14 protein-coding genes are annotated in these 14,104 nt (G+C 63.1%); 9 read left to right on the top strand and 5 right to left on the bottom strand.

Translation table 11 applies throughout. From position 1 onward, the window contains the following. Positions 1-4 precede the first annotated feature (4 nt). Genes BBG20_RS19295 through BBG20_RS19275 form a run of 5 tightly spaced genes read left to right on the top strand, consistent with a single transcriptional unit; the run spans position 5 to position 4,569 of the window. Positions 5-799 (top strand): ABC transporter permease, encoded by a 795-nt coding sequence (locus tag BBG20_RS19295; RefSeq protein WP_065906030.1) that lies wholly within the window; start codon positions 5-7, stop codon positions 797-799. After that, positions 799-1,089 (top strand): (2Fe-2S)-binding protein, encoded by a 291-nt coding sequence (locus BBG20_RS19290; RefSeq protein WP_065906028.1) that lies wholly within the window; start codon positions 799-801, stop codon positions 1,087-1,089. The genes BBG20_RS19295 and BBG20_RS19290 overlap by 1 nt, the downstream gene beginning before the upstream one ends. After that, positions 1,086-2,429, top strand: coding sequence for an FAD/NAD(P)-dependent oxidoreductase (locus BBG20_RS19285; protein ID WP_065906027.1), 1,344 nt, complete (start codon positions 1,086-1,088; stop codon positions 2,427-2,429). Before BBG20_RS19290 ends, BBG20_RS19285 begins: the two co-directional genes overlap by 4 nt. Next, positions 2,426-3,523, top strand: a complete 1,098-nt coding sequence (locus BBG20_RS19280) for an NAD(P)/FAD-dependent oxidoreductase (RefSeq protein ID WP_065906025.1) — start codon at positions 2,426-2,428, stop codon at positions 3,521-3,523. The genes BBG20_RS19285 and BBG20_RS19280 overlap by 4 nt, the downstream gene beginning before the upstream one ends. Before the next feature lie 14 nt (positions 3,524-3,537). Next, complete coding sequence (locus BBG20_RS19275; protein WP_065906023.1) at positions 3,538-4,569, top strand: ABC transporter substrate-binding protein; 1,032 nt, start codon at positions 3,538-3,540, stop codon at positions 4,567-4,569. Between the two features lie 123 nt (positions 4,570-4,692). On the opposite strand, the gene nadE is transcribed toward BBG20_RS19275, so the two are convergent. The 3 genes from nadE to BBG20_RS19260 form a co-directional block, all read right to left on the bottom strand. After that, positions 4,693-5,508 carry an ammonia-dependent NAD(+) synthetase gene (gene nadE / locus BBG20_RS19270; RefSeq protein WP_065906021.1) on the bottom strand — a complete coding sequence of 272 codons (816 nt, stop codon included), beginning with the start codon at positions 5,506-5,508 and terminating at the stop codon, positions 4,693-4,695. A gap of 75 nt (positions 5,509-5,583) precedes the next feature. Continuing rightward, positions 5,584-6,822 carry a nicotinate phosphoribosyltransferase gene (pncB, locus tag BBG20_RS19265; RefSeq protein ID WP_065906019.1) on the bottom strand — a complete coding sequence of 413 codons (1,239 nt, stop codon included), beginning with the start codon at positions 6,820-6,822 and terminating at the stop codon, positions 5,584-5,586. An 11-nt stretch (positions 6,823-6,833) separates the two neighbouring features. Beyond that, entirely contained in the window at positions 6,834-7,481 is a 648-nt protein-coding gene (locus BBG20_RS19260) for an isochorismatase family protein (protein WP_065906017.1), read from the bottom strand. Between the two features lie 146 nt (positions 7,482-7,627). Between BBG20_RS19260 and BBG20_RS19255 the strand changes: the two genes are divergently transcribed. Further along, entirely contained in the window at positions 7,628-8,320 is a 693-nt protein-coding gene (locus tag BBG20_RS19255) for an NUDIX hydrolase (RefSeq protein ID WP_065906015.1), read from the top strand. 42 nt (positions 8,321-8,362) lie between these two features. Here the strand turns inward: BBG20_RS19255 and BBG20_RS19250 are convergent, their stop codons facing one another. Together BBG20_RS19250 and BBG20_RS19245 are read right to left on the bottom strand one after the other, a co-directional pair. Beyond that, complete coding sequence (locus BBG20_RS19250; protein ID WP_065906013.1) at positions 8,363-9,136, bottom strand: L-iditol 2-dehydrogenase; 774 nt, start codon at positions 9,134-9,136, stop codon at positions 8,363-8,365. 18 nt (positions 9,137-9,154) lie between these two features. After that, positions 9,155-10,465 (bottom strand): ABC transporter substrate-binding protein, encoded by a 1,311-nt coding sequence (locus BBG20_RS19245; RefSeq protein WP_065906011.1) that lies wholly within the window; start codon positions 10,463-10,465, stop codon positions 9,155-9,157. A 210-nt stretch (positions 10,466-10,675) separates the two neighbouring features. Between BBG20_RS19245 and BBG20_RS19240 the strand changes: the two genes are divergently transcribed. From BBG20_RS19240 to BBG20_RS19230, 3 genes are all read left to right on the top strand, one after another. Next, on the top strand, positions 10,676-11,611 hold the full coding sequence (locus BBG20_RS19240; protein WP_065906009.1) for an AraC family transcriptional regulator: 936 nt from the start codon (positions 10,676-10,678) through the stop codon (positions 11,609-11,611). Between the two features lie 155 nt (positions 11,612-11,766). Next, positions 11,767-12,714, top strand: coding sequence for a nucleoside-specific channel-forming protein Tsx (locus BBG20_RS19235; protein WP_065906007.1), 948 nt, complete (start codon positions 11,767-11,769; stop codon positions 12,712-12,714). A gap of 14 nt (positions 12,715-12,728) precedes the next feature. Further along, positions 12,729-13,757, top strand: coding sequence for a purine-nucleoside phosphorylase (locus tag BBG20_RS19230; RefSeq protein ID WP_065906005.1), 1,029 nt, complete (start codon positions 12,729-12,731; stop codon positions 13,755-13,757). Positions 13,758-14,104: the final 347 nt, after the last annotated feature.

Here is a 14,104-nt window from a genome sequence, read left to right as displayed (position 1 = left end):
GCGCATGTCCAGAAACGGTCCTTTGGCCCTCGGCTTTCACGGCCTGGTGGTGCTGTTCATGATGGCGCCGCTGGTGGTGGTCTGCCTGGTGGCCTTCACCCCGGAAAACACCTTGAGCCTGCCCACCTCGGGCTTCTCCCTGCGCTGGTTTCGCGCAGTGTTCGAGCGTGCCGACTTTATCCAGGCGTTCTACAACAGCCTGATCCTGGCGTTTACCGCCGCGACCCTGGCCACCTTGATTGCTGTGCCGGCGGCCTTGGCGATCAGCCGATACTCGTTCCCGGGGCGCAACTTTTTCAGCGCGTTGTTCCTGTCGCCGATCATCATTCCGCACCTGGTCCTGGGCGTGGCGATGCTGCGCCTGTTCGCGCTGATGGGCGTGAACGGCAGCTTCACCTGGCTGATGCTCGCGCACGTGGTGATCATCACCCCGTATGTGCTGCGCCTGGTGCTGGCAGCGGCGATCGGTATTGACCGCAGTGCCGAACAGGCGGCGGAGTCCCTGGGCGCCGGGCGCTTCACGCTGTTTCGCCAGATCACCTTGCCGATGATTTTGCCCGGCGTCGCCGGGGGTTGGCTGCTGGCCTTCATCAACAGTTTCGATGAGGTGACGTTGTCGATCTTCGTCAGTTCGCCGGCCACGCAGACGCTGCCGGTGCGCATGTACGTGTACGCCACCGAGTCCATCGACCCGATGATGGCGGCGGTGTCGGCGTTGGTGATTGCGCTGACGGCGGCGACCATGATTCTGCTCGACCGGGTCTACGGCCTGGACCGCGTGCTGGTGGGGAAACATTGATGGCCTTGTTCAAACGATTGGCCGAAACCACGCGCCCTGCCCTGGCCTTTACCCTGGACGGGCAACCCGCCACCGGCTTGCTCGGCGACACGTTGCTGACCGCCGTTCTGACCTGCGCCGAGCACCTGCGCGGCAGTGATTTCAGCGCCGAACGCCGCGCCGGGTTTTGCCTGATGGGCGCCTGCCAGGATTGCTGGGTACGGCTTGAGGATGGGCGCCGCGTGCGGGCCTGCTCGACGCTGCTGGAAGAAGGCCAGGCGATCAGCCGCGAGCCGGGGCGCCAGCTATGAAGCCGGTGGTGATTGTCGGTGCCGGCCCGGCAGGGATCAGCGCTGCGCGCACCCTGCTCGACCATGGCATCAAAGCCTGCCTGGTGGATGAAAGCCTGCGCGGCGGCGGGCAGATCTATCGGCGCCAGCCGGCAAACTTCCAGCGTACGGCCAAGCAGATCTACGGGTTCGAGGCGCGCAAGGCCGAGGCCGTGCACCGTACGCTGGATGAACTCGCGCCGCTGATCGACTACCGCCCGCAAACGCTGGTGTGGAACGCCGAGGATGGGCGCCTGGACATGCTCAATAACGGGCGTGCCGAGAGCGTCGAGTATGCGCGGATCATCGTCGCCACCGGCGCCACCGACCGCATCCTGCCAGTCCCGGGCTGGACCTTGCCGGGGGTGTACAGCCTGGGCGCGGCGCAAATCGCCTTGAAGTATCAGGGCTGCGCGATTGGTGAACGGGTGGCGTTTTGTGGCAGCGGACCGTTGCTGTATTTGGTCGCGTACCAGTACGCCAAGGCCGGCGCCCAGGTGGTGGCAGTGCTCGACAGCGCGCCGTTCAGCGCGCAATGCCGTGCAGTGCCGGCCCTGCTCCGGCAACCGCTGACCTTGGCCAAGGGCTTGTATTACCGCGCCTGGCTGACCGCTCACGGCGTGCCCGTGCATCAGGGCGCGACGCTTCAACAGATCGACGGCGAGCAGCGCGTGCGTGGCATCCGCTGGGACCAGCAAGTGCTGGAATGTGACGCCGTGGGCTTCGCCCATGCCTTGCGCAGCGAGACACAGCTGGCGGACTTGCTCGGCTGTGAGTTTGCCTGGAGCGCGTTGAATCGCGCCTGGTTGCCGCAACGCGACGGCGCCGGACGCAGCAGTGTGAGCGACGTGTACCTGGCCGGCGATGGCGCTGGAATCATGGGGGCAGACGCGGCAGCAATGGCCGGCGAACGCGCAGCCTTGGCGGTGCTGGAAGATTCAGGCATTGCCATCGATCATCGCCGCCCGGCTGAGCTGGAGCAGCAACTGGCGGCTATCCAGCGCTTTCGCCATGGTCTGGAAACTGCGTTCCCGTTCCCTGAAAACTGGGCTGCGCAGGCGCCGGATGCGTTGATCCTGTGCCGTTGCGAGGAAGTCAGCGTCGGTGATGTGCGCGCCGTGGTCGATGAAGGCCATTGGGAAATCAATCGGGTCAAGGCGTATTGCCGCGTCGGCATGGGTCGCTGCCAGGGCCGCATGTGCGGGCTGGCGGCGGCGGAAATCGTCGCCGAGCGCAGCGGTCGCGCAGTTGAAAACGTCGGCCGCCTGCGTGGCCAGGCTCCGATCAAGCCGTTGCCGTTCGGCGTGGAGGTGCAGCCATGATCGACGTCATCGTACTTGGCGGCGGCATTGTCGGCGCTTCGGCAGCCTTGATGCTGGCGCAGAAGGGCCAGCGCGTGGCCCTGGTGGAACGGGATTTTTGCGGCTCGCATTCCAGTGGTGTGAATTACGGCGGCGTGCGCCGACAAGGCCGGCCGCTGCATCAGTTACCGCTGTCGCAACGCGCCCATGCGCTGTGGTCCGACCTGCCGGGGTTGATCGGCATCGACGGCGAGTACGTGCGTTCCGGGCATCTGAAACTCGCGCGCAGCGCGGCGGATTTTGCTGCGCTGCAAGCCTATGCCGAGCACACCCGAGGCTTTGGCCTGGGCTTGCAATTGCTGGACTACACCGAGCTACGTGCACGCTTTCCCTGGGTCGGCGATATCGCCGTGGGCGCTTCGTTGTGTCCGGAAGACGGGCATGCCAACCCGCGACTGGTGTCTCCGGCTTTCGCCCGTGCCGCGCAACGCCTTGGCGCGGCGGTCCACGAGCAGGCCGAAGTGCTTCAGGTCGAACATGACGGCCAGCGCTTTCAGGTGCGCTGCGCCAACGGCCTGCACTTACAGGCGCTGTGGTTACTCAATTGCGCCGGCGCCTGGGCCGGCACCGTGGCCGCGCACTTCGGCGAGCCGGTGCCGATTACCTCGGCGCATCCGGCGATGCTGGTCACCGAGCCATTGCCGATGGTGATGAACGTGAGCACCGGCGTCGAAGGCGGCGGGATTTATGCGCGGCAGGTTGCCCGGGGCAATTGCATCCTCGGTGGCGGGCGCGGTTTTGCCCTCGGCCCGCTGACGGCGCGCCCTGGCCAGGCCGCGGTGCTGGAGATTCTGCGCAATGCCGGCGAGTTGTACCCGTTCCTCAAGGGTGCCCAGGCGATTCGCACCTGGAGCGGCACCGAAGGTTACCTACCCGATCACGAACCGGTGATCGGGCCCAGCAGTACCCAACCGGGCTTGCTCCACGGTTTCGGCTTTGCCGGCGCCGGGTTCCAGCTCGGCCCCGCGGTCGGTGAAGCCCTGGCAGAGATTGTCTGCGACGGGGCCAGCCGCCAACCCATCGAAGCGTTTTCCATCCGTCGTTTCCAAGCCTGAGAGGAAAAACCTCCATGAACCTCCGTATTGCGCTGTCCTGCTTGTCCCTCGCCTTGCTCACCACCACCGCAAACGCCGCGCCGACGCTGTACCTGGGCATGAATGGCGGCACCATGGAACGGGTGTACGCCGACAAGGTGCTGCCCGCGTTCGAGAAGGCCAATAACGTCAAGGTGGTGATCGTGCCTGGCACCTCGTCGGACATCCTCGCCAAGGTCCAGGCCAACAAAGACAACCCGCAGATGCACGTGATGTTCCTCGACGACGGCATCATGTACCGCGCCATCTCCATGGGCCTGTGCGACACGTTGGCGCCGAGCCTGACCCTGGAGCAGATCCCGGCCAAGGCGAAAATCAAGCAGCAGGCCGTGGCCGTGACCCTGGGCGTCACCGGCCTGGGCTACAACGCCAAGATGTTCAAGGAAAAAGGCTGGGCCGCGCCCACCTCGTGGATGGACCTGGCCGACCCGCGCTTCAAGGACAAAGTGGTGTTCCAGTCCCTGGCCTCGTCGACCTTCGGCCTGCACGGCTTCTTGATGTTCAACCGCATCCAGGGCGGCGATGAAACCAACGTCGACCCGGGATTCAAGGCCTGGCCGAAAACCGTTGGCCCCAACGTACTGGAATACATCGCCAGCTCGGCGAAAATCTCCGAGATGGTGCAGACCGACGAAGCGGCGATCTTCCCCCTCACCCCGACCCAGGTCACCACCCAGAAGTTGCTCGGCGTGCCGATGGAATATGCGCAACCGAAGGAAGGCGCGGTGGTGCTGAACGTGGCTGAATGCGTGATTGCACGCAATGACCAGCCGGAACTGGCGCAGAAGCTCGCAGCATTTTTGCTGACCGCCGAGGCCCAGGCACCGGCGCTGGAAGAAGGCGACCAGATCCCGTCGAACCCGACCACACCGACCACCGACAAGACCCGCGCACGGGTGGAGGCGATGCAGGGTTACTTGCAGACGGCGATTTCGATCGACTGGGACCAGGTGAACCAGGCGCGGCCGGAGTGGAATGCACGGTGGAGTCGGTCAATCGAGCGATAGGCCGACCCCCACGTAGTGGACGTGGGAATTACGCTTACCTTGCCCTAGCGAAAAACCACAACGATAACGCGGGCATGCTGGAAGTACGTGGTGCCGATTGGTTTTTCGCTGGCGAGCCCGCGCCTACGAGGGGGTGATGGGCAGTGCGCGTTTGTGGGCGGTCTTGAGGTAGGCCTGCTCGATAAGGCTCCTCACTCGTTCGCTCACCGGCTCGCCCATCAGGTAGGCGTCGATCTCTGCATAAGTACAGCCGTAGGCGTGTTCGTCCGGTTTGCCCGGCACCAGCTCTTCCAGGTCGGCGGTCGGCAGTTTGTGCACCAGCGTCGCCGGGGCGCCGAGGGCGCTGGCCAGCAGGCGGACCTGGGTCTTGGTCAGCCCCGAGAGCGGCGCCAGGTCGCAGGCGCCGTCGCCGAATTTGGTGAAGAAACCCATCAGCGCTTCGGCGCCATGGTCGGTGCCGACCACCAGGCCGTTGTGCAGGTTGGCCACCGCGTACTGGGCGATCATGCGGGTGCGGGCCTTGACGTTGCCCTTGATGAAATCCACGTGGCTGGCGCTGGCTTGGTTGGCGTCGAGGCTGGCCATCAGGCCGTCGACGCTGGCGGCGATGTTCAGGGTCTCGATGTGGTCCGGGGCGATGAAATCCAGCGAGGCCTGGGCATCGCTTTCATCGGCCTGGGTTTTATAGGGCAGGCGCATGGCGATAAAGCGCGCGGCGTAGTCCTCATTTCGCAGTTGCTCTACCGCCAACTGGCACAGGCGGCCGGCGGTCAGCGAGTCGACACCGCCACTGATGCCCAGTACCAGGGCCTTGCAGCCGGACTGGCGCAAGGTGGTCTTGATGAAATCGATGCGCCGCTGGACCTCTTTGGCTTCATCGCCCTTGCCCAGTTGCCGATCGATATTCAGTTCCTGCGCGATACGTTCTTGGGTTTGCATATCACACCTCTGTATTGCCGGGATTGACCTGTGGGAGCGGGCTCGCTCGCGAAGACGACATGTCAGTCGACACCGTCAGCGCTGATCCAGCGCATTCGGGAGCACGCCCCCTCCCACAGAAAACACCTGGGCCGCGTACTGCAAGAACGACGGGTCTTCGCAGACGTTCTTGATCGGATCATCGGAGAATTTCACCACCGGCTCGCCGTGCACCCGCACCAGCTTCATCACGATGCTCAGCGGCTCGACGCCCTCCACATCGCAGGCCAGGCTGGTGCCCATGCCGAAGCCGAACTTGGCCTTGCCACGGATGTGCCGCAGGATCGGCAGGCATTTTTCGAAGTTCAGGCCGTCGGAAAACATCAGGTCCTTGGTCATCGGGTCGATGCCCAACTGTTTGTAGCGGGCCAGCACCTTGTCGGCCCAGGCGATAGGGTCGCCGGAGTCCTGGCGCAGGCCGTCGTAGAGCTTGGCGAAGTACAGGTCGAAATCCTTGAGGAAAAAGTCGGTGCTGATGCAGTCGGTCAAGGCGATGCCGAGGCGGCCCCGGTACTCGCGCACCCAGTTTTCCAGCGCCGCGTTCTGGCTTTCACGCAGGCGGCCCAGTTGCTGGTGCACCATCAGCCATTGGTGGGCCATGGTGCCGATCAGCGGCAGGTCGAACTCATAGGCCAGGTGCGCATTGCTGGTGCCGACGAACTGGCCGGGGAAGTCGCGGCGCATGATGTCCACCACTTCGCGCTGGGCCTTGAACGAAAGGCGCCGGCGGGTCGAGAAGTCCGACACACGCAAGTCGGCCAGCTCCTCGCGGCTGAGGTTTTTCTCCAGCCAGTCGAACTTCTGATAGAGCTTGCGGGTGACGTCTTCCAGGCTCACGTCGGGGTATGTGTCGCGGTTGCGCAACTCGCTGACCATCGCCAGAACCGGCTGCTCGAACATGATGCAGTGCAGCATCGGGCCGACCACGCGGATGTTCAACTGGCCGTCGATCTCACTGACGTGGATATAACGCAGATTGAAGCGGAACAAGCCGAGAAAGCGCTCGTAGTCCGGGGTCAGGTATTCGCGAAAACGCGGGTTGAACAAAAAGCGCAGCTCGCCTTCTCGCATCTGCAGGCCGGCCATGTTCTCCAGCTCGGCGCGCAACGCGGGGATCAGGTGGCCGAGCTTTTCCCTGGAGCGGACGATGAAGTTGTATTCCACATCGACATTCGGGTGCTGGTGCAACACCGCCTGCATCATGGTGAAGGTGTAGTAGTCGGTGTCGAGCAAGCCCTGGATCACCGGGGATTCGTAGTCGTAGGCACTTTCCATGGTGTATCTCCTTAACGCGTGGCCATCGCGGCCAGTTCTTCGCGGGTGCTGCTGATGCAGGCACCGGCCTTGAGCAACTCGTTGACGGCCTGCACACCGCCCTCCTCGCTGATACTGCGGCACGCCGGCACGTGCAGGACCACCTCCAGCCCGGCCTTGAGCAGTTGCAGGGCGGTGGTCTTGACGCAGTAGTCGAGGGCCAGGCCGCCGACGATCACGCGGCTGACACTTTGGGCCTTGAGGTACTCGATCACGCCGGTGGAGAGCTTGTCGTGCAGGTCGTGGTAGCAGGCGCCGTAGGGGTGCAGGTCGGGTTCGACGCCTTTCCAGATGAAGTAGTCGTAGTCATAGGGCGTGGGCAGTTCGTCGAGCAAGGTAAAGCCCTCGGTACCCGGCACGCAGTGGCTGACCCAGGTGACATCGGCGTGGACCAGGCCGGTGGGCTGCAGCATCTCGCTGTGCTGCGTGACCACCCAGGGTGCATGCGGGGTGTGCGCGTCCTTGCTGCCGACGCGGTGGCCGGAGAGGCTGGCCATGAAGTTGAGTTCGGCACCGATCTGATCACCACCGACCACCGGCAATTCGTTGGGGCACAGCGGCGTGAAGCTCTTCTGGGCATCGACGTCGAATGAAGCAATGGCGGTTTTCGCGAGGGTCATGGCGGATCTCCTGTGGCCTGGAATCAAAAGTACACGTCATGTACTTTCATTGCAAGAAACATTTATATATCTATCCCTGGCCCAGTACATGACATATCTGTTCGATCCGCTAGACTGTGCCTCATCGTTGTTCAGAAGGACGTCACATGCCCCTTAGCCCCTACCTCCATACCGTCGACCTGTGCGTGCTGTGCTATTGCCGCACGGCCGGCGAACTGAAACTGCTGCTAAACAAACGCGAGGCCGAGCCGTTTGCCGGGCACTGGGCGCTGCCCGGCGTGGTGGTGAATGGCGACGTGCAAGATCTGAGCCTCCAGGCTGCCGTGGAGCGTTTGCGCACCAGCGACAAGGTCGGCCTGGCGTTGGCCTGGAGTGAACAAGTGGGCACGGTGGGTGACGCGTTTCGCGATCCGCGTTGCTGGTCGTCGTCGACCTTTTACCTGGCGATCGTCGCGGATGAAGTCAGCCTGGGTGAGCATCAGGGCTGGTTTGCACTGAAGGCAGTGGCCGATGGCAGCATCAAGCTGCCGTTCGATCACAACAGTATCGTCGCGGCCGTGCAGGAACGGTTGCTCTCCAAGTCGCTGTACAGCAGCTTGCCGCTGATGTTCCTGGGCAATGAATTCAGCGCACCGGAAGCGACCACGATCTTTTCCCTGGTGCTGGAGCGGCCGGTATTGAAGACCAGTATTCGCCAGCGGCTATTGAAGCTGACAGAGGCGGGGTATCTGCGTGAGACGGGGCGCAAGAAGCACGGTGAAGGCGGCCGGCCCCAGGCGACGGTGGAGAACCTGAAGCCCGGGGCGGTGTATTTTTTTGATCGCAGTTTCGCCGAGTAAACCACCCCTGCAGGCGCCCGGCTTGCCGGGCGCCTACCAGGATCAGTTCATCCAGTTGCCACCGTCGACGTTGTAGGTCTGGGCCACCACATAGTCGGCCTCTTTGGACGCCAGGAAGATTGCCATCCCGGTCAAATCCTCTGCCGTACCCATCCGCCCGAACGGCACCTCACCCCCTACCCGCCTCTTCTTCTCGCCAGGCGGCAAACCTTCATGCCTGGCGAACAGCGCATCCACCCCATCCCAGTGCTCGCCATCCACCACACCGGGGGCGATGGCGTTGACGTTGATGCCCTGCTTGATCAGGTTCAACCCCGCCGATTGTGTAAGGCTGATCACCGCCGCCTTGGTTGCGCAGTAGACCGCCACCAGCGGCTCACCGCGCCGCCCGGCCTGGCTGGCCATGTTAATGATCTTGCCGCCGTGGCCCTGGCTGATCATCTGTCGCGCGGCAGCCTGCAGGGTGAACAGCGTGCCGGCGACATTGATCGAGAACAACCGCGCGTAGCTGTCGCGGGTGATGTCGACGATGGGCGCCAGGTCGAACAGCGCGGCGTTGTTGATCAGGATATCGAGCTTGCCGGCCTGGGCGACCACGGCGGCAATCGCGCTGTCGATGGAGGCCTGGTCGGTGACGTCCATCGCCACCGCGTAGGCCTGGGGGCCCAGTTCGGCTGCAGTAGCCTGGGCGCGTTGCAGGTCGATATCGGCGATGGCAACGGTGGCGCCTTCGGCAATGTAGGCCTGGGCAAACGCGCGGCCGATCCCGCGCGCCGATCCGGTGATCAGCGCGCTCTTACCTTCGAGTCGTTTCATTGAGGTGTCCTGTCAAAACTATTTCGGGTAGCCGGCGCGTTTCATCTCGCGCTCGGTGGTGGACTGCGCCTGCTGCAACGCCTGGTCAACCGACATGCCGCCGGTGAGCGCCGCCGAGAACAGCTTGCCGACGGAGGTGCCGATGGCCTGGAACTCGGGGATGGTCACGTACTGGATGCCCACGTACGGCACGGGTTTGGCCGAGGGGTGCGCGGGGTCGGCGTGCTTCATCATCTCCAGGGTCACCTGGGCGAACGGTGCGGCCTTGAGGTACGCCGCGTTGTAGGTGGATTGGCGGGTGCCCGGCGGTACGTTGGTGATGCCTTCTTTATCCGCGACCAGCTGGATGTACTCCTTCGAGGTCGCCCAGGCGATAAATGCCTTGGCGGCGTCCTTGTGCTGGGAGGTGGCCGGGATCGCCAGCGACCAGGCGTAGAGCCACGAGGAGCCTTTGTCGGTGACTTCAGTGGGGGCAGCCGCGAAGCCGACGCTGTCGGCGACCTTGCTCTGGCTCTTGTCGGTGGTGAAGGAGCCGGCGACGCTGGCATCGACCCAGATCGCACATTTGCCGCTATTGAACAGCGCCAGGGTTTCGTTGAAGCCGTTGCTGGACACGCCCGGGGGGCCGTATTGCTTGAGAGTGTTGACGTAGAAGTTGGCGGCGGCGGTCCACTCAGGGCTGGTCAGCTCGGGCTTCCACTGCTCATCGAACCAGCGCGCGCCAAAGGCATTGGCCATGGTGCTCAGCAGTGCGATGTTTTCACCCCAGCCGGCCTTGCCGCGCAGGCACATGCCGTATTGGCCTTGGTCCTTGGCAGTGAGCTTGGCGGCGAACTCGCCGAGCTGCGTCCAGGTCGGGTGCGCGGGCATGCTCAGGCCAGCCTGCTTGAACAGGTCGGTGCGGTAGTAGGTCACGGTGCTTTCGCCGTAGAACGGCAACGCATACAGGGTGTCGTTGACCGACAGGCCCTGGCGCACCGACGGGAAGATGTCGTCGGCATCGTAATCGGCCGGCAACTGGGTCAGCGGCTCCAGCCAGTGCTTGGCGCCCCACAGCGGGGTCTCATAGGTGCCAATGGTGAGCACATCAAACTGCCCGCCCTGGGTGGCGATATCGGTGGTAAGGCGCTGGCGCAGCACGTTTTCTTCCAGTACTACCCAGTTCAGCTGGATGTCCGGATGCTGCTGCTCGAACACCTTGGACAGGCGCTGCATGCGGATCATGTCGCTGTTGTTGACGGTGGCGATGGTGACGGTGTCGGCGGCCTGACCGGGCATTGCCACTGCCAGGCCGGAAAGCAGGAACAACGCGTGCGGGAGCTTGAACATGGCGGTTTCCACCTGTTGTTTTTGTTGTTGAGCGCCGATTACAGCAGCTTGGCCAGTCCCCCACAAACGCAGGGCGAATGCTCGACTGATACTTTTTTAACCGCCGTTCCAGGATCAAAAAAGTATCAGTGCCGGGCGAAACCAAGGGTAGCGCACGGCTTGCCAACCCGCGTATTTTGAGGCGATCCGACAAGTAAAAGAGGCATCACCATGCCCATCAGCCGCGCCCAACTGTTCGAACACCGCCCTGCCGAGCTTGAAGTGATCCTGCCTGAGCCGGACCACTGCTTTCGCTGGTTCGAACATGACTACCCCTATGACCTGGCGCGCTGGAATCACCACCCCGAATTTGAAATCCACCTGATCCGCCAGGGCAGCGGCAAGCTGGTGGCGGGCGACTATATCGGCGCGTTCGGTGCCGGGCATGTCGCGCTGATCGGCCCGGACCTGCCGCACGACTGGATCGGCGAGCTGGCTCCCGGTGAATACCTGAGCGGCCGCGACGTGGTGCTGCAATTCGACGGCGCCGCCCTCCTCGCCTTGCGCAAGACCCTGCCCGAACTCGGCGACTTGCAGCCGCTGTTCGAGCAAGCCCGGCGTGGCCTGGAGTTCACCGGCGCCACGGCGCTGCAGGCTGCCCGCCTGATGGAAGCCATCGGCAGCGCCCACGGCCTGCAGCGGTTGATCCTGTTCCTGCAACTGCTCGACACCCTGAAAAATGCCCCGCTCCCTCAGGTAAAGGCGCTGGCCAGCCCCTGCTACGCGCCGACCCTGGACGCACGCAGCGCCGAACGCATCAACAAGGCCTTCGACTACTTGATGACGGAGCTGACCGGCGACGTGCGCCTGTCGGTCATCGCGCAACAACTGGAGATGAGCGAACCGGGTTTCTCGCGCTTCTTCAAACGCAACACCGGCCATGGCTTTATCGACCTGATGCGTAAATTCCGCGTGCAACGCGCCTGTCGGCTGCTGCAGAGTGAGATGTCGGTGGCAGATATCTGCTTTGAAGTGGGCTACGCCAACCTGTCCAACTTCAACCGGCATTTTCGCATCGAGATGAACCAGACGCCGAGTGAGTATCGGCGCGAAACCGCGATGCACCTGTTCAATCGCATCGAGAAAATGACACCCAGTCAATTTTGACCAAAAGGTCGATTAATCGCGCTTTTTTCCATTCAGCTCAATCCCTTGAACAAAGTTGGTACGCCACGTGCAAACGTTTGCGGAACGAACTTGCCAGCCAAGTTCACCACTACCCGCAGAATCGGGTTCCAACCGCGTACGAATAGGGATTTTCAATGCACCCCACCTCAAGGCCTCGTGCTTGCTTTGGTGTTTCCTTGCTACTGGCTGCCGTTACGGGAGTACTCAGTGCACCCATTTTGGCGCAGCAAAAACCCGTGGATGACTCGGCACAGGGCGAAACCCTCAGCCCCGAAGCCAGCCCGGCTAAAAAAGGCGTGTATTGGTCGGACTGGTTCAACCAGGACCTGACCTTGATCGGCAGCAAAGACATCAGCTTCGGCCCCAAGCCGCAGGACGACGTGTACCTGGAATACGAGTACTTCGGCCGCAAGGGGCCTTTCGAGCTGTACGGCTACATCGACGTGCCGAAGATCCTCACCATCGGTAACAGTAATGACAAAGGCGTGTGGGACCATGGCTCGCCGGTGTTCATGGAGCACGAGCCGCGTATTTCCATCGACTACCTGGCGGGGCGCAGCCTGGCCATCGGCCCGTTCAAGGAATGGTACGTGGCGTTCGACTGGATCTACGACCACGGCAGCAACAAGGACAACCGTGCCAACACCCTGTACAGCGGCCTCGGCACCGATATCGACACCCACTCGCGGGTCAACCTGTCGGCGAACTTCTACGGGCGTTACCAGTGGGAAAACTACGGCGCCAGCAATGAATATTCCTGGGATGGCTACCGCGCGCAGATGAAGTACATCGTGCCCATCAGCAGTTTCGACAACGGTGCCTCGCTGACCTACATCGGCTTCACCAACTACGATTTCGGCTCGGACCTGCACAAGGACAACCCGGCGCGCACCGCCAATTCCCTGGTGGCAACCAACGTGCTGCTGTACTCGTTCACGCACCTGCGCTTCACCCTGGTCGGTCGTTACTTTCATAACGGCGGCAACTGGGAGGATGGCAGCGAGCTGAACTTTGGCGAGGGCAACTTCCGCGCCCGCTCCGACGGTTGGGGTTACTACGCCGGCGTGGGCTATCAATTCTGATCAAGGAGCATTCGATGAAAGCGTTTACCCGTCTGTCACTGGCCATCGGCCTGGCGCTGCTGCCCCACGTGGTGCTGGCTGATACACCGGCGCCGATCAAGCCCAAAGTGATGCTGATCACCATGTTCGCCCCCGAGGCGCAAACCTGGATCGACCGCCTGGCACTCAAGCAGGAAGTGCGCGTGCCGGGCCTGTCGGCCGAATACCCGGTGATCCGCTGCAACACCGAGGACGTCTGCCTGCTGGTCACCGGCATGGGCCAGACCAACGCCGCCGCGTCCACCCTGGCACTGGCCCTGTCGCCCAAGTTCGACCTGCGCCAGAGCTATTTCCTGATCGCCGGGATTGCCGGCATCAGCCCCAAGCACGGCACCCTCGGCACGGCGGCGTGGGCGCATTACCTGGTGGAATTCGGCACCCAGTGGGAGCTGGACTCGCGGGATGCGCCCAAGGAGTGGCCAACCGGCTATATCGGCATCAACACCAAGGGGCCCAACGAGAAACCACCGTTGGACTACAAGACCGAAGTGTTTGAGCTGAACCCGAAGCTGCAAGCCAAGGCGTTTGCGCTGTCGCAAAAAGTCGAGCTCACGGAAAGCAAGGAATCCAGCGCCTGGCGCAAACACTACCCCGCCGCGCCAGCCAACCAGCCGCCGCAGGTCACCCGCTGCGACACCCTGGCGGGTAACACCTGGTTCTCCGGCACGCGCCTGAGCGAGCGCGCCGAAGTCTGGACCCAGCTGCTCACGGACAATAAAGGCGAGTACTGCACCACCCAGCAGGAGGACAACTCCACCTACGAGGCCCTGCTGCGCGCCAGTCGCGAAGGGTTGGTGGATATCCAGCGCCTGGCGGTGGTGCGTGCCGGTTCCGATTTCGACCGCCCTTATCCGGGCTACAGCGAAGTGGACAACCTGCTGAAGTACGCCGATCAAGGCGGTTTTGTACCGGCGCTGGAAAACCTGTACCGCACGGGCAACCCGCTGGTGCAAGCGATCCTGAAGAACTGGTCGGCGTGGGAAAAAGGCGTCCCCGAAGCCTGACGAGCGTTGACTTGTGGGGGCTGGCTGGCTTGCCTGCGATGACGGTGGGTCAGCCAACTTCGCCGCTACTGATCCAACGCCTTCGCGGGCAAGCCCGCTCCCACAATGGAGCTGCGCTAGAGACGGGACTCAGGCCTTCACTCGATCAGTGTGGGAGCTGGCTTGCCTGCGATGGCGGTTGGTCAGTCAGCTTCGCCGCTACTCACACTCCGCCTTCGCGAGCAAGCCCGCTCCTACAGGGGAGCTGCGCCAGACACGGGACTCAAGCCTGCACTGGATCACTGTGGGAGCTGGCTTGCCTGCGATGGCGGTGGGTCAGCCAACTTCACCGCTACTGATCCACCGCT

Origin of the sequence: Pseudomonas aylmerensis, from assembly GCF_001702265.1 — a bacterium.
In the GTDB taxonomy this organism is placed as follows: domain Bacteria; phylum Pseudomonadota; class Gammaproteobacteria; order Pseudomonadales; family Pseudomonadaceae; genus Aquipseudomonas; species Aquipseudomonas aylmerensis.
The sequence above is the reverse complement of the archived record's forward strand: the minus strand, read 5'-3'. Positions and strand labels throughout refer to the sequence as shown.